Below are 25,470 nucleotides of genomic sequence, written 5' to 3'. Positions count from 1 at the left end.
GGCGACGGTCATTGGTGTTTCGGTGTCGTGGCTGGGCCACTCGGCGGCGCCGGCCAGCAACAGCAGCAACCCCACTGCAGCGCTGGCCAGGGCTGCAGTAGGCAGGCGTTGCTGGCGATGCGCGCGCCAGAGGGCGAAGCCGGTCAGCGGCGCGGCGACGGCCACGAACAGCACGTGGACCCACTCGGCCTGGGCCCAGACGCCGAACAACGGCAAGGTGGCCGCCAGTACCGGCAGGGCCAGGCAATGCAGCAGGCACAGGCTGGACAGGGCAATGGCGCCGGCATCGATCAGGGTGGAAGAACGTTTCATGTGGGTGGGGACCGGATCCTTGAGTGTTATATAGTAACAATTAAACCACTTCCCGAACCTGCCTGCCATGACCGCCATTGCTGCTCCCCTCGACGCCCGCCTGCCGGTGACCGTGTTGTCCGGCTTTCTTGGCGCGGGCAAGACCACGCTGCTCAACCAGTTGCTGCGCAATCGCGACGGGCGCCGGGTGGCCGTGATCGTCAATGACATGAGTGAGATCAACATCGACGCACAGCTGGTGCGCGATGGTGGGGCGGCGCTGCGCCGCACCGAGGAGACGCTGGTGGAGTTCAGCAATGGCTGCATCTGCTGCACCCTGCGCGACGATCTGCTGCAGGAAGTGAAGCGGCTGGCCGCCGAGGGTCGCTATGACTACCTGCTGATCGAGTCGACCGGGATCGCCGAGCCGATGCCGGTGGCGGCGACGTTCTCGGTACGTGACGCGGACGGTTTCTGCCTCGACGACATCGCACGCCTGGACACGATGGTGACGGTAGTGGATGGGGTGAACTTTCTGGGTGACTTCAGTTCCACCGATCGTCTGGCCGATCGCGGGCAGCAGGCCGGTGAGGATGATGCGCGCGGGGTGGTGAACCTGCTCGCCGAACAGATCGAGTTCGCCGATGTGATCGTGGTCAGCAAGTGCGATGTGATCGACGATGACGCGCTGCAGTCGACGCTGGCGGTGCTGCGCGCGATGAACCGGGAGGCGCGGCTGGTCCTTTCCGAGCAGGGCAACGTGCCGCTGCAGGAAGTGCTGGACACGCGCCGCTTTGATTTCGTCAAGGCACAGCTGGCGCCGGGCTGGATGCAGGCGCTGCGTGGCGTGCACACGCCGGAGACCGAGGCGTACGGCATCCGGAGCTTTGTCTACCGCGCGCGTCGGCCGTTCCATCCGCAGCGCTTCGCGCAGCTGCTGGAACAGGGGATCGGTGGGGTGATCCGCAGCAAGGGGTTCTTCTGGCTGGCCAATCGCATGGACCGGGTGGGCGAGCTGTCGAGCGTTGGCGCGGCCACGCGGACCGGGGCGGCCGGCTTCTGGTATGCCGCGCGCGAACGGGTGGCGGCCGGGCGGGAAGACAGCACACCGTTGCTGCCGCCGCCGCAGGTGCCGTACACCGATGTCGGTTGGGTGCGCCAGCAGGCGTCGTGCTGGACCGCACCGATGCCGGGCGTGGACGAGGTGGGCGACGCCGGGGAATACCAGGCGATGCGGCGGATGTGGCACCCCTGGTGGGGCGATCGCCGCCAGGAGCTGGCGGTGATCGGGGTGGAAATGGATGAGCGCGCGGTGCGTGCGGCATTCGATGCCTGCCTGCTGACCGACGCGGAGATGCACGCCGGCCCGATGCTGTGGCAGCTGCTGCCCGATGCCTTCCCGGCGTGGGCGCGCGGGTGACGCCGCCACGCCGACGTAGTGCCTAAACCGCCGTGATCTCCCAGCCGCCGTCGGCTGCGTCCAGGTGATGGCTGACGCCGACGGCATGCAGCAGCGCGGCGTCGTGGGACACGATCATCAGCGTGCCCTTGTACTGGTTGAGCATCTGCTCGAGTGCAGAAAGCGAGGGCAGGTCGAGGTGGTTGCCCGGCTCATCCAGCAGCAGCAACTGCGGCGGCGTGCGCGCATACAGTACGGCGGCGAGTGCGGCTTTCAGGCGCTCGCCGCCGCTGAGGGTGCACAGCGGGCGCAAGCTGCGCGTGGCGTCCAGGCCAAGCAGGGCCAGCTGCGTGCGCAGGGTTGCTTCACTGGCGTCGGGGTGCGCATCCTGCAGCAATGACAGCGCCGTGGCCTGCATGGGCAACGCGGACAGCGACTGGTCGAGCAGCGCCACGCGGGCAGCCACCAGGCATTCGCCCGCCAGCGCGTCGATCTTCCCGGCAAGCAGTCGCAGCAGTGTGGACTTGCCACTGCCGTTTGGCCCACGCACGCCGATGCGCTGGCCGCGCTGCACACACAGCGTGATGCGTTGCCACGGGGGCGCCGCCCAGGGCAACTGCACATCGATGAGTTCGGCGACACGCTGCGGACCGGGCTCGGGCAGCGTGGGTGCCAATAGCGCGATCTCCACCACGTCCTCCATCTGCGCGGCAGCCTCGCGCACGCGGGCGTCCATGTCGGCGCTGCGCTCCAATTGTTGCGCCTGCCAGCGTCCGGCGCTGTTTTCGCTGCGGTTCTTCATGCCGCCGAGCAGGATCGGCGCCTGGTTGGCGCTGCGTGCCACGCGTTGCGCGCGAGACTGGCGGTGCTCCAGGCGCTCGCGTTGTTCGCGCAGCTCGCCCTGCTGCTGGCGGCGTTCGCGCTTGCGCAGGGCCAGCAGGTCTTCGGCAGCGGCGCGCGCATGCTGCTTCTGTTCGGCATACAGAGCGTAGTTGCCGCCGTAGCTGCGCAGTCCACCTGGGGTGAGTTCGACGATGCGCTGCATGGCCTGCAGCACGGTGCGGTCATGGCTGATCACGATCAGGCCACCACGCCAGCCGGCGAGGGCATCGAGCAGGCGCGTGCGATGCGCGCTGTCGAGGTGGTTGCTGGGCTCGTCCAGGATCAGGCCATCGGCGTCGGACAGCAGCGCACCGGCCAGCGCCACCTGCATGGCCTGGCCGCCGCTGAGGGTGGCCGCCGGTCGATCCGGATCCAGTGCAGGCAGCCCGAGCTGCCGCCACTGCGCCTGCAGCTGCTCGCGGATGTTCCAGCGTTCGCCCACGCTGGCGAAGTCGGCTGGCGCGATGCTGCCCGCTTCGATCCTGGTCAGCGCGGCAAGCACCGGCGCGACGCCGGCCAGGTCGGCGATGCTGCCGGCGGGCGCGCCGCTGTGCTGGGCCAGCAGATGCACCGTGCCGGTGCGCTGGATCTGCCCGGCGGTGGGCGCGCGCTGCCCGGCCAACAGGCTGGCAAGCACGCTTTTGCCGACCCCGTTGCGCCCGACCAGGCCGGTCGGGGTGGTGTCGAGGTGCGTGCTGATATCGGAAAACAGGACCCGGCCGTCGGGCAGGGTGTACGTCACGCGGTCGAGCGTGAGAGCGAATGCGGTCATGCGACCTCCATGGATGCCGTTGAATCCTCCACGCGCGAGGCGGGAAGGTCCGTGGCCGTCAGCAGACGGCGGGGCATCAATGGCGCATGCGGGCATACCTCATTACACAGGCGACTGGCTGTCGCGCGGCCAGTATAGGGTTGCGCGCCGCGCAGGCGATGAATACCCGCTGTTCAGCAGCTCACGCCGGTGAGCCGGGCGCTGACGAAATCGATGAACACCCGCAGCTTTGGCAGCACGTGACGACCGGATGGCCACAGCAGGTGGAAGGTGCCGCAGGCGTGGATCTGTTCGGGTAGGACGCGCAGCAGTCGCCCGTCGGCCAGGGCGTCGCGCACCGAATGCTCGGGGATGTAGCCGATGCCGCGCCCAGCCAGGGCGAAGGCCAGCCTGGCCTCGATGGTGTTGGAGACCATCGCCACCGGCAGCTCCAGCGCGGGCGCGCCGGGTTCGCGCGGGAGCGGCCACGGTTCCAGTTTGCCGCTGGTGGGAAAGCGGTAGTGCAGGCAGTCGTGCTGCAAAAGGTCCGACGGCGTCTGCGGGACGCCGCGTCGCGCCAGGTAGTCCGGCGAGGCGACCAGGTAACGCGGGAACACGCCGAGCCGCCGCGCGCTGAGCCGCGAGTCGGAGGGCTCGCCGACCCGCAGCACGGCGTCGAACCCCTCTTCGATCACATCGACCATGCGGTCATCGAAATCCAGCTCCAGGCGGATGCCCGGATAGGTCGCCATGAAGTCGGACAGGATCGGTAGCGACAGGTCGCCGACCAGCGGCAGGCTCAACCGCAGCGTGCCGCAGGGAGCGGCCGCCTGCTGGGCCAGCTCGGTCCGGCCGGCGTCGAGCTCGTCGAGGATGCGCCGGCAACGCAGCAGGAAGCGCTCGCCTTCGGCGGTGAGGGTGACGCTGCGCGTGCTGCGGTGGAACAGGCGCACGCCCAGCGCCTGTTCCAGGCGGGTGACGGTCTTGCCCGTGGCCGAGGCGGACACACCCAGCAGGCGCCCGGTTTCGACGAAGCTGCGGGTGTCGGCCACATGCACGAAGGTCTGCAGGTTGCCCAGGTTTTCCAGCGCGGACATGGCCGTACCAAGGAGGAAAGCGGCCACTTTAGCCGCCCTGGGGCTGCTGGCGCCCCTCCAGATGGGATGCAGTGGTGCGTCGGCGCAGGTCTCGGCCGGATCCCTTGCTGGTACGGGGTTTCCCATCATTGCGGAATCTGGTGTCCGGAATGTCTGGAGCGCTGCCTGGGTGTTTGCCGGGGCGGTGAAGGCCGAGGATGGCGCTCCCCTCCTGCTGGACCGTCTCCCATGTCCTCCGTCCTGGACCTCCCTGCCGTTGCCGCTGCCGATCCGCGCCTGGTGCCGGTCGATGCCGTACTGTCTGCCGCCCATGACCGCCAACAGATCGTAGGCGCGGTGGTGCTGGTGCGGCGCCACGGCCAGCTCGTCCACGCCAGCGCCAGCGGCTGGGCCGATCGCGAGCAGCAGCGGCCGATGTCGCGCGATGCGCTGTTCCGGTTGGCCTCGGTCAGCAAGCCGATGGTGACCGCCGCGGCGATGCGGCTGGTGGCGCAGGGCCTGCTGTCGCTGGATGCGCCGATCACCGACTGGTTGCCCGAGTTCCGCCCGGCGCTGGCCGACGGCCGCCGCCCGGACATCACCCTGCGCCATCTGCTCAGCCACAGTGCTGGCCTGGGCTACCGGTTCCTGGATGCCGATGCCGACGGCCCGCACGCACGGGCGGGCGTCAGCGACGGCATGGATGACAGTCCGATCAGCCTGCGCGAGAACCTGCAGCGGATCGCAGGCGTGCCGCTACTGTTCGCGCCGGGGACGGCGTGGCGGTACTCGTTGGGCGTGGACGTGGCCGGCGCGCTGCTGGAGGCGGCCACCGGCGTGCCGCTGGCGCAGGTGGTGCGCGAGCAGGTGACCCTGCCGTTGGGGATGCAGGACAGCGGCTTCCATGCCGACAGCCCGGCGCGGCTGGTCACGCCCTATGTCACCGATACGCCGCAGCCGCATCGGCTGGCCGAGGGCGAGGTGGTGGCGCCGTTCGAGGGCACGGCCGGCATCCGTTTCAGCCTGGCCCGTGCGAGCAATCCGGCGGCCTTCGCGTCTGCGGGCGGTGGCATGGTCGGCACGGCCGACGACGTCATGCGCCTGCTTGAAGCGTTGCGTGGAGAGTCGCGTCGCGACTGGTTGCCGGCGACGGCCGTGGCGGCGATGGCGCGCGCGCAGGTGGGCGAGCAGGGACCACCGGATGCGCCGGGCTGGGGCTTCGGGCTCGGCTTTGCGGTACTGGACGATGCCGGCCCGACGGCCACGACGCAGGCACCTGGCAGCTGGCGCTGGGGTGGCGCGTACGGGCACAGCTGGTTCGTGGATCCGGCGCGTGGGCTGAGCGTGGTGGCGCTGACCAACACCTTGTACGAAGGCATGCACGGCGCCTTCGTCGAGCAACTGCGCGATGCGGTGTACGCCGCGCTGGAGGTGTCGGCATGAGTGGCGCAGGCATGAATGGAGACGCCGGCACCGCCGCGCTGGCGGTCGAGCCGACCGCGTCCGCGCGCCTGCCGCTGGCGGGATTGCTGGCGCTGGCCTGCGCCGGCTTTGTGACCATCCTGACCGAGGCGCTGCCGGCCGGCCTGTTGTCGCCAATGAGCACCGACCTGGGCGTGAGCCGCGCGCTGGTAGGGCAGTTGGTGACCATCTATGCGATCGGTTCGCTGGTGGCGGCCTTGCCGATGACCGCGCTGACCCAGCGTCTGCCGCGCCGACCGTTGTTGCTCACGGCGATCGCCGGTTTCGTGGTGGTCAACACGATCACCGCCTTCACCCACCACTACGCGGTGATGCTGGTGGCGCGCTTCATCGCCGGCATCAGTGCGGGCCTGCTGTGGTCGCTGGTGGCCGGTTATGCCAGCCGCATGGTGGTGCCGCGCCTGCAGGGCCGTGCAATCGCGGTGGCGATGGTGGGCACGCCGTTGGCGCTGTCGCTGGGGATTCCGGCCGGCACGCTGCTAGGGCAGACCATCGGCTGGCGCTGGGCGTTCGGGTTGATGTCGCTGCTCAGCGTGGGCCTGCTGCTGTGGGCACGACTCGCGTTGCCGGCACTGTCCGCGCCGGGTACCGGTGCGCGACAGCGGTTGGGCGATGTGTGGCGGTTGCCGGGAATGCGCGCGGCGCTGCTGACGATGTTCCTGTACATCCTGGCGCACAACGTGCTGTACACCTACATCGAGCCGTTCGCTGCGCTGGCCGGAGCGGCGCCGTGGCTGGACCGCCTGCTGCTGGTGTTCGGCGTGGCCGCGCTGCTGGGCATCTGGATCACCGGGATATGGGTGGACCGCTGGCTGCGCGTGCTGGTGCTCGCCAGCACGGTGGCCTTCGTGTTGGCAGCAACGGTGTTCGCGCTGTGGCCGACCTCGCCGTCGGTGCTGGTGCTGGGCACGGTGGTGTGGGGCGTGGCCTTCGGTGGCGTGGCGACCCAGTTCCAGACTGCGGTGGCGCGGCGTGCCGGGGTTGCCGGTGATATCGCGCAGTCGTTCGTGGTGACCGGTTGGAACCTGGCCATCGCCATCGGTGGCGTGGTGGGCGGGGTGATGCTGGAAACCCTGGGCGAACGCTGGCTGCCGGGCGTGCTGCTGGTACTGCTGGTGATGACCCTGGCGGTAGTGCTGCGGCGACCGCGTGCGTGGGCGCCCGCCGTGCACTGAGGTGGACGCGCCGCCGGGCATGGCCCGGCTCTACCCGCCTTGCGTTGAACAGTGGGGCGGGGAGGGGGGCGTTATGCTGGTGCCAGGAATCCTGGGCTGGAGCATGGCGTGCGCCGTACCGTGTTGCGATGGGTGGGAATGGGTGTGCTGGCCGTGGCCGGCGCGGTGCAGGCATCGCCGGCGCAGCGCATCGCGCTGACCATCGACGACCTGCCGTGGCAGCGGTTGGATGAGCGCAACGACCCGGAACTGGCGCACCGGTATGCGCAGCTGCTGGCCGCGCTGCGCGCAGCTCAGGTGCCGGTGGTGGGCTTTGTCAATGAGATCAAGCTGGAGCAGGACGGAACGGTGCAGCCGGCACGCGTGCAGATGCTGCGCGACTGGCGCGATGCCGGGTTCGAGCTGGGCAACCACACCCGTGGCCATGTCGATCTGCATGCGATCGGGCTGGATGCCTACGAGCGGGACATCCTGGACGGCGAAAAGACCCTGCGCCCGTTGCTGGCCGAGCGCGGCCAGACGCCGCGCTGGTTCCGTCACCCGTACCTGCGCGCGGGCCAGACCCCGCAACAACGGGAGGCGCTGGCTGCGTTCCTGGACCAGCATGGCTACCGCATCGCGCCGGTCACGGTCGACAACAGCGAGTGGATCTGGGCGTTCGCCTACGATCACGTGCGCGATACCGAAACCGATCCGGTGCGGCGCGACACGCGCCTGCGCCAGCTGCGCCGTGGCTATGTGCCCTACATGCTCAACAAGCTGGCCTATTACGAGGACCAGTCGCAGCGGTTGCTGGGCCGCCTGCCGGCACAGGTGTGGCTGATGCATGCCAACGCGTTGAATGCGGACAGCATCGGCGAGCTGATCGCGGCGACCGAGCGCCGCGGCTACACCTTCATCTCGCTGGAGCAGGCCTTGCAGGACCCGGCCTATGCACACGCCGACGGCTACAACGGGGCCGGCGGTATCAGCTGGATCCACCGCTGGGCGATGGCCGACGGCAAGCCGCGCAGCTTTTATGCCGGCGAACCGAAGGTGCCGCGCTGGGTACTGGAGCTGGCCGGGATCGCCGACGAATAAGCACGGCGCCGCGCGGCGGCTCAGTCTTCGACCACCGCGTTGGGGTTCTGCATGTCTTCGCGGGCCTTGCCATACTGCTGCAGGCGCTGGTGATGGAAGGCGACGAACGCCTCCGGCAGCAACGGCCGCGAGAACAGCCAGCCCTGTCCGAACTCCACCTGGCGCGCCTGCAGGTAAGCCAGCTGGGTGGGGGTTTCGATGCCCTCGGCCACGGTGAACAGGCCCAGCGTCTTGGCCATGTCGATGATGTGCGAGGTGACCGGGCTGGTGGCGCTGTCGGTGCCGATGGCATCGATGAAGGACTTGTCGATCTTCAACGCATCCAGCGGCAACTGCTGCAGGTACTGCAGGCTGGAATAGCCCACCCCGAAATCGTCAATGGCCACGCAATGCCCGGCGCGGCGGGCCAGCGCCAGCGTACTGCGCGCGCGCTGCACGTCGATGAAACCACGCTCGGTGGCTTCCAGCCAGATCTGCTGCGGGTGGATGCCGGTGCCGGCCAGCCGGGCCGACAGTACCTTGAGCGCCCGCCCGCTGCTCACGTCGCCGGCGGACAGGTTGATGGCGATGTGCACGCTGCGGTCCTGGACCAGCAGCGCGCGCATGTCGGCGATGACCAGCTCGATGACCTGGTCGGTGAGGGCCTCGATCAGGCCGTGCTCCTCGGCCAGCGGGATGAACAGGTCCGGACGCACCTGGCTGCCATCCGGACGCGACCAGCGCACCAGGGCCTCGGCGCCGACGCAGATGCCGGTGTCCAGCTCGATGATCGGCTGGTAGTGCATGAAGAACTCGCGCCTGCGCACGGCCGTGGCCAGCTCGGCCTTCATCGACAGGCGCCGCCGCGACAGCCAGACCACCAGCGCGATCGCCGCCAGCGCGCCCAGCACGCCCAGCGGAATGAACTGCCGGAACTGCTTGCGGAAGCTGGCCATCAGGTCGGTGCGTGGCGCGGTGGCGATGGCCAGCCATTCCTGGTCCTGGGCGGTGGCGTACAGGGTGTTGCTGTCCATGCCGCTGTGCGGATCGCGCAGCAGACGCTGCAGCAACTGCTGGTCGAGGATGTCCTGCTGGGCCATCAGGCGCCCGTCGGGACTGGCCACGGCCAGGCGCACGTTGGGATCGGTGATGACATCGACGAAGCGCGCCGGGTCCATCAGGATGTCGTAGCGGTCCAGATACACCGCGAGCAGGGCGGTGCCGTCGCCGGCCTGCGGGCGCACGCCCAGGGTGATGCCGGCGCCATCGGCGGTGATGTGGTCCGGTATAGGCGTGGGCACCTGTTTGTCCATCATGCCCCACGAGGTACAGCGCAGCCGGCCGTCCTCGAAGTAGCCGACCTGCTCGGCCGAGTGGGTGCTCAGCACCAGGCTGCGCATCAGCTGCAGGTGGTCGGCCGAGCAGGGTTCCAGGTGGCTCTGGTTGAGCCGGCGCAGGGCAAGCAGCCCGGTTTCGTAGGCACGGTGCGCGCGCAGCAGGGTGCGTTCGGCGGTGAGCTGGAGGCGGTCCTGCTCGGCCTCGGTGGCCCGCGCCCAGGTGAAGTACGCCACGGTGGCGATCGGCAGGAAAGCGCCGAGCAGGGCGAACAACACGGTGGCGAGGATGATCCTGGCGCGGTTCAAGCAGACCTCGATGCCGGTGGGGGATGGTGAACGGCGGCCGTGGCCGCAGCCCCGATGCGGGCTATATCACCACCTGCGGGCGGGGATTGGAACAGGGATTGCCCGCGACGCCTGTCGGGACACTCCCAGTGTCGGGGTCAGGGGGGGCGTTGCAAGGTGAAGGCGACACCCGGTGGCGAGGGCGGCCTGACGCGGCAGTAGCGCAACCGCCCGCTCTCTTCTATGTTCAGAGCCTTCGCCCCGCTGGCCCGAGCCCATGTCCGATCCTGCCGTCCCGCCGGAACACCTCCGGCGCAGTCTGTCCAACCGCCACCTGCAGCTCATCGCCATCGGCGGTGCCATCGGTACCGGCCTGTTCATGGGCTCGGGCAAGACCATCAGCCTGGCCGGTCCGTCGATCATCCTGGTCTACCTGATCATCGGCGCGATCTTGTTCTTCGTGATGCGCGCGATGGGCGAACTGCTGCTGTCCAACCTGGAATACAAGTCCTTCATCGACTTCTCCACCGACCTGCTGGGCCCATGGGCCGGCTTCTTCTGCGGATGGACCTACTGGTTCTGCTGGATCATCACCGCGATCGCCGATGTGATCGCGATTGCCGCCTACGCGCAGTTCTGGTTCCCCGACCTGGCGCCGTGGATACCGGCGCTGATGTGCGTGATCCTGCTGCTCAGCCTGAATCTGGTGACGGTCAAGCTGTTTGGCGAAATGGAGTTCTGGTTCGCGCTGATCAAGATCATCGCGATCTGCGCGCTGATCATCACCGGCTTCGGGCTGGTGGCATGGGGCTTCACCGCACCGTCTGGCCACCAGGCCTCGTTCGCCAACCTGTGGAATGACGGCGGCATGTTCCCGATGGGCCTGGCCGGGTTCTTCGCCGGCTTCCAGATCGCGGTGTTCGCCTTCGTCGGCATCGAACTGGTGGGTACGACCGCCGCCGAAACGGCCGATCCGGAGCGCAACCTGCCCAAGGCGATCAACTCGATCCCGATCCGCATCATCGTGTTCTATGTGCTGGCGCTGATCGCGATCATGGCGGTCACCCCGTGGCGCGAGGTCGTGCCTGGCAAGAGCCCGTTCGTGGAGCTGTTCGTGCTGGCCGGCATTCCCGCCGCGGCCAGCCTGATCAACTTCGTGGTGCTTACCTCGGCGACGTCCTCGGCCAACAGCGGCATCTTCTCCACCAGCCGGATGATGTACGGGCTGGCCGAGGAGCGTCACGCGCCGAGCTTCTTCGCGCGGCTGTCGAAGGCGGCGGTGCCGGCGCGCGGGTTGCTGTTTTCCTGCATCTGCCTGCTGCTGGGCGCGATGCTGATCTACCTGATCCCCAACCTGGTCACCGCGTTCACCCTGGTCACCACGCTGGCGGCGGTGTTGTTCATGTTCGTGTGGTCGCTGATCCTGTGCTCCTACATCGTGTATCGCCGGCGTCGCCCGCAGCTGCACGCGGCCTCGACGTTCAAGATGCCCGGCGGCGTGGCCATGTGCGTGGTGTGCCTGGTGTTCTTTGTGTTCGTGCTGGTGCTGCTGACCCTGCAGCCGGACACCCTCTACGCGCTGGCGATCAGCCCGTTGTGGTTCCTGCTGCTGGCCCTGGGCTATGCCGGCAAGCGGCTGATCGGCGGCCCGCGCTGAGCGTCGGCCGGGTCCGCCCGCCTGGCGGGCCCGGTATTCACCTTCGGTTCGCGGCCTGGGCCGGATGATCGCGCCGCACGACTGGCGTGCCCCGAACCGAGCCCATGAACCCGACCCTGCCTGCCGTGTTGGCCCTGTTGTCGTTGCTGCTGCCATGGGCGGCGTCGGCGCGCACGGTATATCGCTGTGTGCAGAACAACACGGTGAGCCTGGCCACCGCGCCCGAGCCCGGCTCCAGATGCACCGCCCAGCAGGTGGATGACAACGCGGTGCAGACGCCCAACCTGTGGGGCAACATGGGGGTCTTCAGCGGCACCCTGTACGAGCGCGAGCAGGACGGTGCGATGGTCTATTCCACGCGCAACCTGCCGGGCTCGCGGGTGTTCCTGAAATTCACCGTGGCCACCCCGCCGGGCGAGCCGGCCCACGAAGGGCTGGGCAAGGTCGGCGCGCCGCAGCTCAACCGGCATGCCAAGCAGTTCAAGGCGGCGGCGAAAGCGACCGGGGTGGAAGATGCCTGGCTGCGGGCGATCGCCCATGCCGAGAGCGGCTTCGATGCGGGCGCGATATCGCCCAAGGGCGCGCAGGGCGTAATGCAGTTGATGCCCGATACGGCCACCGAGTTCGGCGTGGCCGATCCGCTCTCGGCCGAGCAGTCGATCAACGGCGGCGCGCGTTACATGAAGGCGCTGCTCAAGCGCTACAAGGGCGACCGCACGCTGGCCGCGGCCGCCTACAACGCCGGCATCGGGGCGGTGACCCGCTACAAGGGCGTACCGCCGTATGCCGAGACCCTGGACTACGTGGACAAGGTCAGCACGCTGTACGTGCGCTACCGCGAGGCGATGGGGTTCAAGGTGGAGACGCCGGCAAAGTAGCGCCGGTCGCCGGCCCGATGCACGGGCCGGAGGCGGAGCCGGGGATCACCGCCAGGCGCTGCGGCCGTAGATGGGCTGGGTTTCGATGCGGCCCACCGCATCGACGGCGGCGCGTACGTCGCGGCGCTTGAGCAGCTGTTGCCAGCCCTTCTCGTTATGCACATCGGCCGGCATCGGCGGCAGCATGCGGAAGCCCTGCACCAGCTGCAGCAGGTCCTGCCGCTGCCCCGGGTCGTGCAGCGCGGCGACCAGCCATGCCGCAGCGTCATCCAGTCGGTCTTCGCTGAGCAGCACCTCCAGGTACACGCTGCGGCCTTCGCCTTGGTTGGACTGCAGCCATTGCCGCGCCTGCATCGAACGCGCAGCGTCGCCGAGTGTTCGATAGGCGCTGAAGCGTATCCACTGGCGCACGTATTCCCCATACATGGCGCCTTCTTCCAGACCATCCATCGTCTGCAGGGCACGCTCGGGCTGCAGTTTGCCCAGGTACCAGCTGGCCAGGTAAAGACGCATCAGCGGGTTGAACGCCGGTCCCTGCTCATGCAACGTGCTGGCGAGCACCAGGGTGGCCTCGGCCTGTGCATCGCGGCCCAGGCGGTGCTCGGCGGTGGCGCGGTGCATCAGCATCCAGGCCGCGTAATCGGCGCCGGGGAACGACCGGGACGCGCCGGCGGCGGCCAACCGCGTGTACACCGCCTCGGTGGTGCTCAGCACCTGCTCGTGCTCGCCCATCAACAGCAGGGTATCGGTGAGTTCGGTGATGCGATCGCCGCGTTCGGGACGCAGCAGGCCTTCCACGCGCAACGCATCGGCATGCCGGCGGGCGGACTGCAGTGGATCGAAACGCGGATCACGGCGGTCGACCACGGCGTCGAAGCGCTTGTCGCTGCGCAACGTCACCACGTCCATCGGGGCGTCGATGCGCGCCACGGTGGTGGCCAGTGCCGCATGCTGCCCGGCATCGGCCTGCAGGGTGGCGAGCGTCAGCCACAGCGCGTGGGGTTCCATGCCGTCGTCCTGCCACTGCCGGTCGAACAGCACCTGCAGCAGTGCGCGGCGGACGTCGGGCTGATCGTGCAACTGTTCGTCCAGCGCGTAGGCCATCGCCGCGTCGAAGTCGCCGAGGAACTGATCGGAGGCGCGCAGCGAGCGGGTGATCAGGGCGGCGCCCTGGACCGGCTGTTGCTGCCACAGCATCAGGCGACCGAGGACGTACAGGGCACGCGAATCCTCCGGCGCCTGCTCCAGCGCGGCATCCAGGTAGCGGCGTGCGTCGCGCGGCTGGCGTGCGTTGAACGCAACGCGTCCGGCGGTGATCCAGCCGTCCAGGCGCAGCGATGCGGGCAGCTGTGCAAAGCCTGGGTCGGCGAAAACGCGCTCGAAGCCAAGCAGTGCGCCGACGCTGTCGCCGTTCTCGGCCAGCGCGATGGTGTCGGCCAGCGTCTGTGCCAAGGGGGCTGCCGCCTGCTTCGCAGGAGCTGCCGCATCGATGGAGATGGCCAGCGCCGGCGTGGCGAACAGGGCCAGCAGCAGGGGAACGGCAAGACGGTATCGCAGGCCGGGCATCGGGGCGTCCTTCCATGGAATGAGTATCGATTGAACCCGGAACCCGGCGATGGCACAAGCACGCGGGCTTTGCAGCGGCGTGGTCAACGGCTAAGGTCGTCCCCTCGAAACGGCAGGGAACGCAATGAAACGTTGGCACTGGATGATGGTGGCGGTGGCGTTGACCACCGCGGCAGGGTTGGCGTGGACGTTTCTCAAGGCACCGCTGCCCGCGGCGATCGCGCCCGGTCCCATCCCCACGGTGCTGGGTTGGCAGGCGCGGATCGAGACGCTGGCTGGCAACGGCGTGGACGGCGCGCGCGAGGGCGCCGGTGCGCAGGCGCAGTTCTCCGATCCCTACGCGGTGGCACTGGACGCCAACGGGGTGGCCTACATCGCCGATGCCGGCGACAACAACCGCATCCGTCGCCTGCATCCGGATGGGCGCGTGGATACGCTGGCCGGCAGCGGCGAGGGCTGGCGCGATGGTCCGGCGTTGCAGGCACAGTTCAATACGCCCTCGGGCATCGCGCTGGATGCCGCCGGCAATGTTTATGTAGCCGACACCGGCAACAACCGCATCCGCCGGATCGGCACCGACGGCGTGGTCACCACGCTGGCCGGCGACGGCCAGCCCGGTTTCGCCGATGGTGCCGCCGCACAGGCGCGCTTCGACGCGCCGATGGGCGTGGCGGTGGGTGGCGATGGACGGGTGTTCGTTGCCGATACCTACAACGACCGCATCCGCGTGATCGAGCCCGATGGCACGGTACGCACCCTGGCCGGTGGCGAGCGCCCGGGCAGCGTGGACGGCATCGGCACACAAGCGCGGTTGGATACCCCGGTGGCGCTGGCACTGGATGCGCATGGCAACCTGCTGATCGCCGATCTATACAACAATGCGATCCGTCGCCTGTCGCCGGACGGCACGTTGCGCACGCAGGTGGCCGACGGTGGCCTGGTGAACGGGCCGCTGTCGGTGGCGGTCACCCACGACGACGTGCTGTACGTGGGCGACACCGGCGGACGGCTGGTGCAGGTGACACCGCAGGGGCACCAGATTGCCTTGCTCGGCGCCGAACCGCAGCCGCGCCTGGCCCGTCCGTCCGGCATCGCGCTCGACGCCGATGGCCGCCTGCTGGTTGCCGACGCGGCCGCGTATCGGCTGCATCGGATCAGCGCGCTTGCCGCTGGCGCCGTCGCGCCACCGGCCCTGGTCGGGCCCGCCGCGGATGCGCCATTGCCGGCCACCGCCGGGCGCTGGCCGCTGGCCCCGCAGCAAAGCTGGCATGAAGTCGTCGGTACGCTGGGCGAAGTGCGTGGCGATTTCCACGGTGAAAGCCGCCACCACCTGCATGGCGGCTTTGATATCCGCGGCGATGTCGGCCAGACCGTGCTGGCCATCGCCGAGGGCAAGGTCAGCAGCCCGACCGCAACCTGGTCGGTGGGCGGGCAGGCCGAAGGGCTGGTGCTGGACCGGCTCAAGTACATCCACATGAAGGTCGGGCGCGACCCGGCCGATCGCCCGTTCGACCCGCGCTGGCAGCAGCTGTTCAATGACGACGGCACGCTGCAGCGCATCCGCGTGCGTCGCGGCACGCGCTTCCAGGTGGGCGACCGCCTGGGCAGCATCAACCGGATGGCGCACGTGCACCTGAGCGTGGGCGCCAGCGGTTTCGAGCGCAACGCGGTCGCGCTGGGATTCACCGGCTATGTCGATACGGTGGCCCCGCGCATCACCGACGTGGCGCTGCTGGACGATCTGGACCAGCCGCTCACCGCCGGCGCGAATGGCCGCGTGGCGCTGCCGCGCAGCGGCCCGGGCGTGCAGATCGTGGTGGAGGCGTGGGACCAGGTGGACGGCAACCAGTCGCGTCGTCGGCTCGGGTCCTACCAGGTCGGCTACCAGATCCTGGATGCCCAGGGCCAGCCGCTGCCCGGTTATGAGCAGCCGCGCTTCAACATCGTGTTCAATTCGATGCCCCCGCGCGACAGTGCCACCAAGGTGGCCTATGCACCGGACAGCGGCATCACCGTGCATGGCAGCGCGGTGACCCGCTTCCGCTACCTGGTGACCAACACCGTGCGCGATGGCCGGGTGGAAACCGGTCGTTGGCAGCCCGATGCGTTGCCGGCCGGCGACTACGTGATCCGCGCCAGCGCGCGCGATTACAGCGGCAATGACGGCATCGGTGCGCGCGATCTGAAGATCACCCTGCTGTAGCGGCAACCGCTACACGCAGGCGCGGCGGCCTCAGGCGCCGACGCGCGCGCGTTCGGCGTCCATGTCGGCCAGCGGCCGCACTTCGATGCTGCCGAACCGTGACCACGGGAACTGCCGGGCGATGGCCAACGCTTCGTCGTGGTCGCGCGCGTTGATCAGGTTGAATCCGGCCAGCAGTTCGTGGGTTTCGGCGAAGGGGCCATCGGTGATCCGCGCCTGGCCCTGGCGGGTGCGCAGGGTGCGGGCGCTGTCCACCGGCTGCAGTTGCTGGGCCAGCACCAGGGTGCCCTTGGCCTGCAAGGCATCGGCATGCTGCAGGCAATCGTGCATGAGGCGATCGTATTCCTCGCCGGGCAGGGCTTGCAGCAGGCCTTCATCGATATAGATCAGCAGCAGGAATTGCATGGCGGGACCGCTCCTGGGCAGGGGCGGCCATGATGCCGCAGCCGTGGCGACGGGTGTGTTGCAGCGCGGCACGCCTCCCTGTTCAGGGTATTTGCGCCGCGCTGCGACGGATTCGGAAATTTCTTTTGCAGGTCTGTCGATTTCCGCTCCACTGGGACGTCGTAACCAGTGAAGGGCACGCCAACCCGCGCACCCACCCGGAGCAGACCGATGAAAGTAATGGTATTCGTCAAAGCCACCCCGGCCACCGAGGCCGGGCAGATGCCCACGGAAGCAGAAATCCGCGCCATGGGCGCCTTCAACGAACAGCTGGTGCAGGCCGGGATCATGCTGGCCGGCGAGGGCCTGCACCCGACTTCGCGTGCGCGCCGGGTGAGCTTCGGCGAGGGCGCCCCGCGGGTGATCGACGGGCCGTTCGCCGAAACCCGCGAGCTGGTCTGCGGCTACTGGCTGTGGCAGGTGCGCTCGTTGGACGAAGCCACCGAGTGGCTGACCCGCGCGCCGTTCGGTCCGGGCGCCGTGGTGGAGCTGCGTCCGGTCTTCGGTCCGGAGGATTTCGGCGCCGCCTTCACCCCCGAATTACAGGCGCAGGAACAGCGTCTGCGCGACCGTATCGACAGCGGCCATTGAGAGGAGAATACCCATGAAACTGATTCCGTTCCTGAGCTTCAACGGCAGCACCCACGAGGCGATGGCATTCTATGCGCAGGTCCTCGGCGGCAAGGTCGTCTCGGAAATGAAGTACCGCGACATGCCGCCGATGGAGAGCGCCGAAGGCTGTGGCGAGATGCCGCCGGAAACCCTGGACCACGTTGCCCACAGCCAGCTGGAGGTGGACGGCGCGATCCTGATGGCCGCCGACGGCCCGTCCCCGGGCGGTGAGAACAGCACCACGATCAACGTCGATGTCGATTCCATCGAAGAAGCCGAGCGCGTGTTCACCGCGCTGGCCGAGGGTGGCCAGGTAAAGATGCCGATCGGCGAGACGTTCTGGGCGCATCGCTGGGGCTTTCTGATCGACCGCTACGGCAAGCCGTGGATGGTCAACTGCATGAAGCAGCCCTGATCCCCCCTTTCCTTCAAGGACGTTGTGCCATGACCGATTCACCGCAGATGATCTTCGTCAACCTGCCCGTGCGCGACCTGGAGGCCTCCAAGGCCTTCTTCGCCGCGCTCGGCTACAGCTTCAATCCCACCTTCACCAATGCCGATGCGGCCTGCATGATCATCAGCGACAGCATCTTCGTGATGCTGCTGGTGGAGCGCTTCTTCAGCCAGTTCACCACCAAGCCGATCAGCGATGCGCGCCAGCAGACCGAGGTGATCACCTGCCTGTCGGCGACCAGCCGCGCGGAGGTGGACGCACGGGTGGACAAGGCCCTGCAGGCCGGTGCCAGCGAGCCGCAGCCGGCGCGCGATTACGGCTTCATGTACCAGCGCGGCTTCCAGGACCTGGATGGGCACCTGTGGGAAATCGCGCATATGGACGGTGCGCCGGGCTGATGCGGCGCCGTGCTTGTGCGGGGTCGACACTGATGCTGTGATCGCGTCCATGGACAACGCACTTTCGCACCGTTTGGATACCCTCTGGCGCATGGAGTCGCCGGTCCTGATCGCGCGCCTGGCCCGGATGCTGGAAGGCGATGTCGGGCGTGCCGAAGAACTGGCCCAGGACACCTGGCTGGCCGCGCTGGAGCGCTGGCCGGCGCAGGGGGTTCCGGACAACCCGGGAGCCTGGCTGATGACCACGGCGCGCAATCGTGCCATCGACGTGCTGCGCCAGCACCAGCGGGTGGCCGGCCAGCATGCGCAGTACGCCAGCGAACTGGAGCCGCAGCCGCTGCCATCGCCCGATGACAGCGACGCGCTGCAGGACGACATCGGCGATGACCTGCTGCGCCTGATGTTCGTGGCCTGCCATCCGGTGCTGTCGCCCGATGCACGCGTTGCATTGACGCTGCGTCTGCTGGGCGGGCTGACCACCGAGGAGATCGCGCGCGCGTTCCTGCAGCCCGAATCGACCATCGCCCAGCGGATCGTGCGCGCCAAGCGCACCCTTGCCGCCCGCGAGGTGCCGTTCGAGGTGCCGCGCCAGGCGGCATTGCCCGAGCGGCTGGCCTCGGTGCTGGAGGTGATCTACCTGATCTTCAACGAAGGCTATGCGGCCAGTGCGGGCGACGACTGGATGCGTCCGGCGCTGTGCGAGGAGGCGGTGCGGTTGGGGCGGGTGCTGCTGCACCGGCTGCCGGCCTGGCCGCAGATCCACGGGTTGGTGGCGTTGATGGAACTGCAGGCCTCGCGCGCCGCCGCGCGGGTGGATGCACACGGCGCGCCGATCCTGTTGCCCGAGCAGGACCGGACGCGCTGGGACTGGCTGCAGATCGCGCGCGGCCAGGCCGCGCTGCAACAGGCGATCGCGCTGGGCGGGGGCGAAGATCCCTACGTGCTGCAGGCGGCAATCGCCGCCTGCCATGCCCGCGCACGCCGCGTACAGGACACCGACTGGGCCGGCATGGCTGCGCTGTACCAGCGGCTGGCGCGGCAACAGCCCTCCCCGGTGATCGAGTTGAACCGCGCCGTGGCGATCTCGCGTGCCGACGGGGCGGCGGCGGCCTGGCCGCTGGTGGAACGCCTGGCGCAGGACAGCCGGTTGCAGGACTACGCGCCGCTGGCGGCGGTGCAGGGCGACCTGCTGGCGCAGTTGGGGCGGGGCGAGGAGGCGCGCGCGGCGTTCCTGCGCGCGGCCGGGTTGACTGCCAATGCGCGCGAAAAGGCCGTGTTGGAGGCACGCGCTGCGGCGGTATCGACATAGCCTACACTCGGGATCTACGTGGTCCCGTTGTGGAGAGAGCGATGAAACGAGTAGTACTGAGCGTGCTGGCCCTGTCGGTGTCCAGCGCGCTGATGGCGGCAACGCCGAAATTCGACGGCGCGCGGATTTCCGCCGACGTCAAGGAACTGGCCTCTGACGCCTATGAAGGGCGTTCGCCGGCCACTGCCGGTGAAGAAAAGACCATTGCGTACCTGAGCAGGCAGTTCGCGGCGGCCGGCCTGCAGCCGGGCGGCGACCTCAAGGATGGCAAGCGTCTGTGGACCCAGGCCGTGCCGCTGCGCAAGGGCGACATCGTCGGCACCCCGAGCCTGTCGCTGGCCAGCAAGGGCAAGCCGCAGGTGCTCAGCCAGGGCAAGGAAATCGCCGTGCGCGCCGCCATGAACGGCGCTTCCGAGGTGGACATCAAGAACGCGCCGCTGGTCTTCCTCGGCTACGGCGTCAACGCGCCGGAGCGCCACTGGGACGACTTCAAGGGCGTGGACCTGAAGGGCAAGATCGCCGTGGTGCTGATCAACGATCCGGACTTCGAAAGCGGCCAGGGCGACTTCGACGGCAAGGGCATGACCTACTACGGTCGCTGGACCTACAAGTACGAAGAAGGCGCGCGCCAGGGCGCACTCGGCGTGCTGATCGTGCACGAAACCGCACCGGCCTCCTATGGCTGGGCCACCGTGGCCGGCTCCAACACCAACACCATGTTCGACGTGGTCCGCGACAACCCCGCCGAGGCGCATCCGCTGCTGGAAGGCTGGATCCAGCGCGACCTGGCCGTGGATCTGTTCAAGCGCGCGGGCCTGGATTTCGACACGCTCAAGCAGCAGGCGCAGACCCGCGACTTCAAGCCGGTGGAACTGAAGGGTGAAAGCTTCTCGGCCAAGTACGCGGTCAAGACCGAGGTGATCACCTCGCACAACGTGGCCGCGCGCCTGGAAGGCAGCAGTCATCCGGACGAGACCGTGGTGTACAGCGCGCACTGGGACCACATCGGCGTGGGCAAGCCCGATGCCAACGGCGACACCATCTTCAACGGCGCGCTGGACAATGCCAGTGGCACCGCCTCGCTGGTCGAACTGGCGCGCGGCTTTGCCAAGGGCAAGCGCCCGGAGCGTTCGGTGCTGTTCCTGGCGGTCACCGCCGAGGAAAAGGGCCTGCTCGGCTCGGAGTATTACGCCAGCCATCCGCTGTACCCGCTGAGCAAGACCGTGGCGGTGATCAACATGGACGGCATGGCGCCGTTCGGGCCGTCGCGTGATTTCGGCATCTACGGCTCGGCCAGGCTGGAACTGCTGGACCAGCTCAAGGACGTGGCCAAGGGCTGGGACATCCGCTACACCCCGGACCCGAAGCCGGAAGCCGGCCTGTTCTTCCGCTCCGACCACTTCCCTTTCGCCAAGCGCGGCGTGCCGGCGGTGTCCTACTCGGCCGGCCAGGACTGGGTGGACGGCGGCGTGGCCGCAGGCAAGGCCGCCTCGGACGACTACACCGCCAAGCGCTACCACCAGCAGGGCGACCAGTGGCAGCCGGACTGGACCTTCGCCGGTGCCTCGCGCGACCTGGAAGTGCTGTACACCCTGGGCAACCAGCTGGCCAATTCGCGGGCCTGGCCGAACTGGAGCGACGATTCCCAGTTCCGTGCGCCGCGCGACGCCAGCGCCGCCGAGCGGAAATAAGCCGACCGTCCCCATCGGCATCGCCGGTGGGGACACCGCCTGCCCGGCTTCATCCCCCCATTTCCCGCCTTCGTCGCATGCCGCTTGTTCCCGGCGGTGGCAGGGCTATGCTCGCCTCACTCCCTATGTGAAGACGCCGCCGTGTTCGCCAGCCTCGCTCTGATTCTCCGCATCCTGTTGGCCTGGGCCGCCGCGATCGTCGTGGCCGGTTTCGTCTGGAGTGGCATCTTCAGTGGCATGGACGACGGCCCCGGGTGGGTCTTCGGGCTGCTGGCGATGTTCCTGGTGGTCACCGCGATCGGCAGTTGCATCACCCATATCCGCCGGGTCTGGTTGATTGCCGGTCGCCTGGACGGCACCACCCTGTCCAGTCGCCAGCGCCGCCAGATCGAACTGCCGATGGATGCCGGCCCGGCGTTTGCGCTGGTGGAAAAAGCCATCGCCGAACTGCCCCGCGTGGAAAACATCGAAAGCGCCGCCGGCAGCCTGCAGGTGCGTGCCTGCGTCCGCCGCGTGGATCCCTACAACGGCCGCCCGCCATCGCGCTGGAACCTGCCGGCACGGCTGGCGATCCGCCGCAACAGCGTGCTGGCCACGGTCACCCCGGGGCAGGGCACCAGCAGTGTCACCCTGCTGTTCGAGCCAGACGCCGGGGTCTGGGCCGACCTGCTGGCGGTGGACGAAGGCAGCAACTACGAGAACGCCGAAGCGGTCAGCCGCGCGATCACCCGCCGCGTGTCCGAGCAGCGCCGTGACGAGCAGGCCGCGGCCGAGCAGACCTCCACCGAAAAGGAACTGTCGGTGGCCAAGCTCAACCTGCTGCACGCCCAGGTCGAGCCGCACTTCCTCTACAACACCCTGGCCAATGCGCAGGTGCTCACCCGCACCGATCCACCGCGTGCCGACCAGATGCTGGGCCACCTCATCCAGTACCTGCGCAGCTCGCTGCCGAGCGTGGACGAGTCGATGTCCACCCTGCGCGTGGAGCTGGAGCGTGCCCAGGCCTACCTGGAGATCCTCAAGATCCGCATGGGTGCCCGCCTGGCGCTGCAGGTCGACGTGGCGCCGGCACTGCTGGATCTGCCGCTGCCGTCGATGGCGCTGCAGACCCTGGTCGAGAACGCGATCAAGCACGGCCTGGAGCCCAAGCCCGGTGGTGGCACGGTATGGATCATCGCGCGCGCCTTCGACGACCACGTGACCCTGACCGTGGCCGACGACGGGCTGGGCTTCGGGCACAGCAGCAGCGGGACCGGCATCGGCCTGAAGAACCTGCGCGAACGCCTGCGCCTTACCTGTGGCGAACGCGCCGGCGTGGCCATCGTGTCCAATTTCCCCAGCGGCGTGGCCGCTACCATTACCCTGCCGCGGGATGCGCGGGAGGCGATCCATGCAGCTTGATGCCCTCATCGCCGAAGACGAAGACCTGCTGCGCCAGTCGCTGGTGGCCCAGCTGCAGCGGTTGTGGCCGGAACTGCGCCTGGTGGCCGAATGCGAAGACGGTGCCTGCGCGCTGGAGAAGCTGGCCGAACTCAAGCCGGACCTGGCCTTCCTGGACATCCGCATGCCCGGCATCACCGGCATCGACGTGGCCCGCGCGTTGCCGGAGATCAGCCCACGCACGCAGGTGGTGTTTGTCACCGCCTACGACCAGTACGCCATCGATGCCTTCGAGCAGGGCGCGATGGACTACCTGCTCAAGCCGGTCAGTGACGAGCGCCTGCTGGCCACCCGCGAGCGCATCCTGGCGCGCATGCAGCAGGGGCGGCCGGACAGCGCGATGCTCGAGCAACTGCTGCAGCGGCTGGGCCACGGCGGCGCGAGCGCGCCGACCGCGCCGCCGCTGGCCTGGATCACCGCCAGCAACGGCCGCGATACGCAGCTGATCATGCTCGAAGACGTGCTGTATTTCCGTGCCGACAGCAAATACACCACGGTGGTCACCGAGCAGGGCGAAAGCCTGCTGCGCACGCCGCTGCGCGAGTTGCTGGACGTGCTGGATCCGCAGCGTTTCCGCCAGGTGCATCGTTCCACGATCGTCAACATGAAAGCGGTGGCGGCGGTCAGCCGCGATGAGAGCGGGCGCGGCCAGCTGCGCCTGAAACACCGCGCCGAGCTGCTCAGTGTCAGCCAGCCGTTCATGAGCCTGTTCCGCGGCATGTAAGCCACCCGTCCCCCCCTCCTGGAGCGACCATGCGCAACGTCCTGATCCTGTGTACCGCCGTGCTGGCCATCGCCGGCTGCGCACAATCGAGCAATACCTCGGTCACCCGCGTGCGCGCCAATGGCGTGGATGCGCTCTACAGCAAGAGCACGGTGGTGGACGGCGTGGCACGGTTCGAGTGCATCGCCAGCAGCAGTGGCCAGTGCCACTACCTGGTGCTGGACCCGCGCTGCAAGACCGATGCGGCCTGCACACAGGCGCCCTTGCGGCGCCTGTCGGTGGCGGTCGGCAAGACCGGACAGGTGCCCGATCTGCCCAAGGGATTCAGCGTGTGCGTCAGCGAGCAGCCCAAAGAACAATGCCACCGTGAGTGATCACGGTGGCATCGTGGCTCCCCCCGGATTCCGGGACGGCTAGAAGGCCGGTTGCAGGTGCAGGTTGCCGCGGTGGTCCTGCTCACCCACATGGTTGAGCTGGCCGACCAGTTCCGAATGCTGCTTCATCCGGCCGATCTCGCGCATGATGCGGATGTCTTCGTGGCGCAGCTCGCGGCGGGCGGTGACGGCCTGCTTGTAGTCGAGCACTTCCGGATACAGCTGGGCCATGTCCAGCGCCTCGGCCACGCATTCCACGGTGTCGGCGTCGGAGGTGATCCGGGCGCGACTGTTGAAGGCCTTCATCCAGCGCTCGAAACCGGCGGTATGGTCGAACATGTTGGCCATGAACCAGATCACGAACAGGATCGAGATCCACGACCCGAACACGATCACCACGCGGGTGAAGGTGATATGGAAGTCGTCGCGCCACAGATAGTTGCTGATCAGGCCAAGGATCAGCAGCGAGGACGCCTGCCAGCCTACGATCGAGGCCATCAGCCACTGGCCCTTGGCCTTGGCGAGCACCTCCACTTCCTCGCGGATCTGCTGCTCGCTCTTGTTACGCCAATGCGCGACCTGTTTTTCGAACGGGCTGTTGTACAGCTCGTTGTCCTGCAACAGCAAACCCAAACCCTTGAACAAAGCGATCATGACGTGCTCCTTCTGGAACGTGCGACAGCGCATTGGACGAACTTGAGGCGGATTCAGTTCTAGCACTTCCAGCGGGGCGTGCAATGGGGGCGGTGCGAAGCCAGAGCGCACGGTTTTCTGAATGGGCAGGGCGTGGTGCGGTGCATCATCGCGGCTGCGGCCTGCGACAAGATGTCGCAGGTGATTTCGTGCTGCAGATGCACATGAAACGGCGGCTGAGCGGGAAGGCTCGCTGATGCCGCCGTGATCGGCCAGAATCAGGGCGGACCGCGCAGCCCGCGGTCGTCTCGCCCCGCCTGGATCTGCAATGCCGCCACTGCTGCAACGTCTTTCCCGTCCCGTTACCGCGCACATCCGGCGCTGGGTACTGGGGGCCTTCCCGCGCGGCCAGAGCGGGATCGATTACGACCAGCCACTGGGCGATCCGGGCTGGTTCGGGCCGCACAGCGTGACCTGGCGGGTGCATTCGGAGTTTCCGGGGATGCTGGCCGGAGGGCTGTGCGCGTTGATGCTGCAGACGTTGCATCCGCTGGCGCTGGCCGGGGTGTACGACCATTCCAACTTCCGCGACGATCTGGTCGGCCGGTTGCGCCGGACCACGGCGTTCGTCGCCGGTACCAGCTATGCGCCGCACGCTGAGGTGGATGCGCTGGTGGCCAAGGTGAAGCGCATTCATGCGCAGGTGCGTGGGCAGACGCCCGACGGGCGCGTGTATTCGGCCGACGATCCGGCGCTGCTGACCTGGGTGCACGTGACCGAGGCCTATGGCTTCCTGCAGGGCTGCCGCCGTTACTGCCGCAAGGTGCCGGTGGCGATCGCCGACCAGTATTACGGCGAGTACAAGCGGGTGGCCGAGGCACTGGGCGCCACCGGCGTGCCGGCCACCGAAGCGGAGGTGGACGCATATTTCGCCCGGCAGTTGCCGCAGTTGCGTTTCGATGCGCGCTCGCGCGAGGTGCTGGCGGTGTTGTCGGGCATCCGTCTGCCGGTGCCGATGGCGGGGCTGTCGCGCGAGCTGTTCCTCGGTGCGGGTGCGGCGCTGTTGCCGGACTGGGCTGAAGCGATGCTGGAGCGCTCTACGGTGCAGCGCGCACAGGCACGCACCTCCGCGCGCGTGCTGCGTGCGATGGCGCCGTTGTTCCGGCGTGCGCTGCAGGATGGGTTGGCGACACGTGCCTGCACGCGGATGGGCGTGCCGATGAGTGTGTTGGCTGAGTGGGCATAAGAGCCTCCTTGTCTGCGCGCCAGCGGGCAGGGCGGGGGTGTGTGGGTTCGCGGGACACGCCGCAAGTACGTCCGTGTAGGCTCCCAAGCCGCATCCATGCGGCT

23 protein-coding genes are annotated in these 25,470 nt (G+C 68.3%); 16 read left to right on the top strand and 7 right to left on the bottom strand.

The features are described from left to right. Window positions 1-312: MerC domain-containing protein (locus RTO53_RS11455; protein WP_312237903.1), on the bottom strand; the 312-nt coding region annotated here is incomplete at its 3' end. 67 nt (window positions 313-379) lie between these two features. Between RTO53_RS11455 and RTO53_RS11450 the strand changes: the two genes are divergently transcribed. Beyond that, entirely contained in the window at window positions 380-1,711 is a 1,332-nt protein-coding gene (locus RTO53_RS11450) for a GTP-binding protein (protein WP_312237902.1), read from the top strand. Between the two features lie 22 nt (window positions 1,712-1,733). Here RTO53_RS11450 and RTO53_RS11445 read toward each other — a convergent pair whose 3' ends face one another. Together RTO53_RS11445 and RTO53_RS11440 are read right to left on the bottom strand one after the other, a co-directional pair. Next, window positions 1,734-3,344, bottom strand: a complete 1,611-nt coding sequence (locus tag RTO53_RS11445) for an ABC-F family ATP-binding cassette domain-containing protein (protein WP_312237901.1) — start codon at window positions 3,342-3,344, stop codon at window positions 1,734-1,736. 173 nt (window positions 3,345-3,517) lie between these two features. Beyond that, the gene (locus RTO53_RS11440; RefSeq protein ID WP_312237900.1) at window positions 3,518-4,420 is read right to left on the bottom strand and encodes a LysR family transcriptional regulator; all 903 of its coding nucleotides are present in this window, start codon (window positions 4,418-4,420) and stop codon (window positions 3,518-3,520) included. Between the two features lie 228 nt (window positions 4,421-4,648). Between RTO53_RS11440 and RTO53_RS11435 the strand changes: the two genes are divergently transcribed. The 3 genes from RTO53_RS11435 to RTO53_RS11425 all read left to right on the top strand — a co-directional run bounded on the left by RTO53_RS11435 (window position 4,649) and on the right by RTO53_RS11425 (window position 8,136). After that, complete coding sequence (locus RTO53_RS11435) at window positions 4,649-5,842, top strand: serine hydrolase domain-containing protein (protein WP_312237899.1); 1,194 nt, start codon at window positions 4,649-4,651, stop codon at window positions 5,840-5,842. Window positions 5,843-5,853: 11 nt separating this feature from the next. After that, a complete protein-coding gene (locus RTO53_RS11430) occupies window positions 5,854-7,056 on the top strand; it encodes an MFS transporter (protein ID WP_312237898.1) in 1,203 nt (400 codons plus the stop codon). A 123-nt stretch (window positions 7,057-7,179) separates the two neighbouring features. Beyond that, the gene (locus tag RTO53_RS11425; protein WP_312237904.1) at window positions 7,180-8,136 is read left to right on the top strand and encodes a polysaccharide deacetylase family protein; all 957 of its coding nucleotides are present in this window, start codon (window positions 7,180-7,182) and stop codon (window positions 8,134-8,136) included. A gap of 20 nt (window positions 8,137-8,156) precedes the next feature. Here RTO53_RS11425 and RTO53_RS11420 read toward each other — a convergent pair whose 3' ends face one another. Further along, the gene (locus RTO53_RS11420; protein ID WP_312237897.1) at window positions 8,157-9,758 is read right to left on the bottom strand and encodes an EAL domain-containing protein; all 1,602 of its coding nucleotides are present in this window, start codon (window positions 9,756-9,758) and stop codon (window positions 8,157-8,159) included. A gap of 256 nt (window positions 9,759-10,014) precedes the next feature. Between RTO53_RS11420 and cycA the strand changes: the two genes are divergently transcribed. Further along, entirely contained in the window at window positions 10,015-11,394 is a 1,380-nt protein-coding gene (gene cycA / locus RTO53_RS11415; protein WP_312237896.1) for a D-serine/D-alanine/glycine transporter, read from the top strand. Window positions 11,395-11,498: 104 nt separating this feature from the next. After that, window positions 11,499-12,272: a lytic transglycosylase domain-containing protein gene (locus RTO53_RS11410; protein WP_312237895.1), complete on the top strand. Its 774-nt coding sequence runs from the start codon at window positions 11,499-11,501 to the stop codon at window positions 12,270-12,272. Window positions 12,273-12,317: 45 nt separating this feature from the next. Here the strand turns inward: RTO53_RS11410 and RTO53_RS11405 are convergent, their stop codons facing one another. After that, window positions 12,318-13,838: a tetratricopeptide repeat protein gene (locus tag RTO53_RS11405; protein WP_312237894.1), complete on the bottom strand. Its 1,521-nt coding sequence runs from the start codon at window positions 13,836-13,838 to the stop codon at window positions 12,318-12,320. A gap of 124 nt (window positions 13,839-13,962) precedes the next feature. On the opposite strand from RTO53_RS11405, the gene RTO53_RS11400 reads away from it, so the two are divergent. Next, a complete protein-coding gene (locus tag RTO53_RS11400; RefSeq protein WP_312237893.1) occupies window positions 13,963-16,041 on the top strand; it encodes an NHL repeat-containing protein in 2,079 nt (692 codons plus the stop codon). 30 nt (window positions 16,042-16,071) lie between these two features. On the opposite strand, the gene RTO53_RS11395 is transcribed toward RTO53_RS11400, so the two are convergent. Further along, window positions 16,072-16,446, bottom strand: coding sequence for a YciI family protein (locus RTO53_RS11395; RefSeq protein ID WP_256775120.1), 375 nt, complete (start codon window positions 16,444-16,446; stop codon window positions 16,072-16,074). Window positions 16,447-16,656: 210 nt separating this feature from the next. Between RTO53_RS11395 and RTO53_RS11390 the strand changes: the two genes are divergently transcribed. The 8 genes from RTO53_RS11390 to RTO53_RS11355 all read left to right on the top strand — a co-directional run bounded on the left by RTO53_RS11390 (window position 16,657) and on the right by RTO53_RS11355 (window position 23,487). Continuing rightward, complete coding sequence (locus RTO53_RS11390) at window positions 16,657-17,076, top strand: YciI family protein (protein WP_312237892.1); 420 nt, start codon at window positions 16,657-16,659, stop codon at window positions 17,074-17,076. Window positions 17,077-17,089: 13 nt separating this feature from the next. Continuing rightward, on the top strand, window positions 17,090-17,512 hold the full coding sequence (locus RTO53_RS11385) for a VOC family protein (protein ID WP_312237891.1): 423 nt from the start codon (window positions 17,090-17,092) through the stop codon (window positions 17,510-17,512). A gap of 29 nt (window positions 17,513-17,541) precedes the next feature. Next, window positions 17,542-17,949, top strand: a complete 408-nt coding sequence (locus tag RTO53_RS11380; RefSeq protein WP_312237890.1) for a VOC family protein — start codon at window positions 17,542-17,544, stop codon at window positions 17,947-17,949. 49 nt (window positions 17,950-17,998) lie between these two features. Continuing rightward, window positions 17,999-19,258 carry a sigma-70 family RNA polymerase sigma factor gene (locus RTO53_RS11375; protein ID WP_312237889.1) on the top strand — a complete coding sequence of 420 codons (1,260 nt, stop codon included), beginning with the start codon at window positions 17,999-18,001 and terminating at the stop codon, window positions 19,256-19,258. A gap of 41 nt (window positions 19,259-19,299) precedes the next feature. Next, window positions 19,300-20,949: a M28 family metallopeptidase gene (locus RTO53_RS11370; RefSeq protein ID WP_312237888.1), complete on the top strand. Its 1,650-nt coding sequence runs from the start codon at window positions 19,300-19,302 to the stop codon at window positions 20,947-20,949. A 141-nt stretch (window positions 20,950-21,090) separates the two neighbouring features. Beyond that, window positions 21,091-22,350 carry a histidine kinase gene (locus tag RTO53_RS11365; RefSeq protein WP_312237887.1) on the top strand — a complete coding sequence of 420 codons (1,260 nt, stop codon included), beginning with the start codon at window positions 21,091-21,093 and terminating at the stop codon, window positions 22,348-22,350. After that, on the top strand, window positions 22,340-23,113 hold the full coding sequence (locus tag RTO53_RS11360; RefSeq protein ID WP_312237886.1) for a LytTR family DNA-binding domain-containing protein: 774 nt from the start codon (window positions 22,340-22,342) through the stop codon (window positions 23,111-23,113). The genes RTO53_RS11365 and RTO53_RS11360 overlap by 11 nt, the downstream gene beginning before the upstream one ends. A 29-nt stretch (window positions 23,114-23,142) precedes the next feature. Further along, the gene (locus RTO53_RS11355; protein ID WP_312237885.1) at window positions 23,143-23,487 is read left to right on the top strand and encodes a hypothetical protein; all 345 of its coding nucleotides are present in this window, start codon (window positions 23,143-23,145) and stop codon (window positions 23,485-23,487) included. Between the two features lie 39 nt (window positions 23,488-23,526). Here the strand turns inward: RTO53_RS11355 and RTO53_RS11350 are convergent, their stop codons facing one another. Further along, window positions 23,527-24,141, bottom strand: coding sequence for a hypothetical protein (locus tag RTO53_RS11350; RefSeq protein ID WP_256775132.1), 615 nt, complete (start codon window positions 24,139-24,141; stop codon window positions 23,527-23,529). 307 nt (window positions 24,142-24,448) lie between these two features. Between RTO53_RS11350 and RTO53_RS11345 the strand changes: the two genes are divergently transcribed. Then, window positions 24,449-25,366: an oxygenase MpaB family protein gene (locus RTO53_RS11345; protein ID WP_312237884.1), complete on the top strand. Its 918-nt coding sequence runs from the start codon at window positions 24,449-24,451 to the stop codon at window positions 25,364-25,366. Window positions 25,367-25,470: the final 104 nt, after the last annotated feature.

Origin of the sequence: Stenotrophomonas sp. (assembly GCF_031995405.1) — a bacterium.
In the GTDB taxonomy this organism is placed as follows: Bacteria; Pseudomonadota; Gammaproteobacteria; order Xanthomonadales; family Xanthomonadaceae; genus Stenotrophomonas.
The sequence above is the reverse complement of the archived record's forward strand: the minus strand, read 5'-3'. Positions and strand labels throughout refer to the sequence as shown.

What these genes read in the sequence shown, in the direction of transcription:
- RTO53_RS11405 (WP_312237894.1), bottom strand. Translation starts at nt 13,838, where the DNA reads ATGCCCGGCCTGCGATACCGTCTTGCCGTTCCCCTGCTGCTGGCCCTG.
- RTO53_RS11410 (WP_312237895.1), top strand. Translation starts at nt 11,499, where the DNA reads ATGAACCCGACCCTGCCTGCCGTGTTGGCCCTGTTGTCGTTGCTGCTG.
- RTO53_RS11380 (WP_312237890.1), top strand. Translation starts at nt 17,542, where the DNA reads ATGACCGATTCACCGCAGATGATCTTCGTCAACCTGCCCGTGCGCGAC.
- RTO53_RS11435 (WP_312237899.1), top strand. Translation starts at nt 4,649, where the DNA reads ATGTCCTCCGTCCTGGACCTCCCTGCCGTTGCCGCTGCCGATCCGCGC.
- RTO53_RS11360 (WP_312237886.1), top strand. Translation starts at nt 22,340, where the DNA reads ATGCAGCTTGATGCCCTCATCGCCGAAGACGAAGACCTGCTGCGCCAG.
- RTO53_RS11390 (WP_312237892.1), top strand. Translation starts at nt 16,657, where the DNA reads ATGAAAGTAATGGTATTCGTCAAAGCCACCCCGGCCACCGAGGCCGGG.
- RTO53_RS11370 (WP_312237888.1), top strand. Translation starts at nt 19,300, where the DNA reads ATGAAACGAGTAGTACTGAGCGTGCTGGCCCTGTCGGTGTCCAGCGCG.
- RTO53_RS11445 (WP_312237901.1), bottom strand. Translation starts at nt 3,344, where the DNA reads ATGACCGCATTCGCTCTCACGCTCGACCGCGTGACGTACACCCTGCCC.
- RTO53_RS11375 (WP_312237889.1), top strand. Translation starts at nt 17,999, where the DNA reads ATGGACAACGCACTTTCGCACCGTTTGGATACCCTCTGGCGCATGGAG.
- RTO53_RS11345 (WP_312237884.1), top strand. Translation starts at nt 24,449, where the DNA reads ATGCCGCCACTGCTGCAACGTCTTTCCCGTCCCGTTACCGCGCACATC.
- RTO53_RS11450 (WP_312237902.1), top strand. Translation starts at nt 380, where the DNA reads ATGACCGCCATTGCTGCTCCCCTCGACGCCCGCCTGCCGGTGACCGTG.
- RTO53_RS11355 (WP_312237885.1), top strand. Translation starts at nt 23,143, where the DNA reads ATGCGCAACGTCCTGATCCTGTGTACCGCCGTGCTGGCCATCGCCGGC.
- RTO53_RS11440 (WP_312237900.1), bottom strand. Translation starts at nt 4,420, where the DNA reads ATGTCCGCGCTGGAAAACCTGGGCAACCTGCAGACCTTCGTGCATGTG.
- RTO53_RS11350 (WP_256775132.1), bottom strand. Translation starts at nt 24,141, where the DNA reads ATGATCGCTTTGTTCAAGGGTTTGGGTTTGCTGTTGCAGGACAACGAG.
- cycA (WP_312237896.1), top strand. Translation starts at nt 10,015, where the DNA reads ATGTCCGATCCTGCCGTCCCGCCGGAACACCTCCGGCGCAGTCTGTCC.
- RTO53_RS11400 (WP_312237893.1), top strand. Translation starts at nt 13,963, where the DNA reads ATGAAACGTTGGCACTGGATGATGGTGGCGGTGGCGTTGACCACCGCG.
- RTO53_RS11430 (WP_312237898.1), top strand. Translation starts at nt 5,854, where the DNA reads ATGAATGGAGACGCCGGCACCGCCGCGCTGGCGGTCGAGCCGACCGCG.
- RTO53_RS11395 (WP_256775120.1), bottom strand. Translation starts at nt 16,446, where the DNA reads ATGCAATTCCTGCTGCTGATCTATATCGATGAAGGCCTGCTGCAAGCC.
- RTO53_RS11385 (WP_312237891.1), top strand. Translation starts at nt 17,090, where the DNA reads ATGAAACTGATTCCGTTCCTGAGCTTCAACGGCAGCACCCACGAGGCG.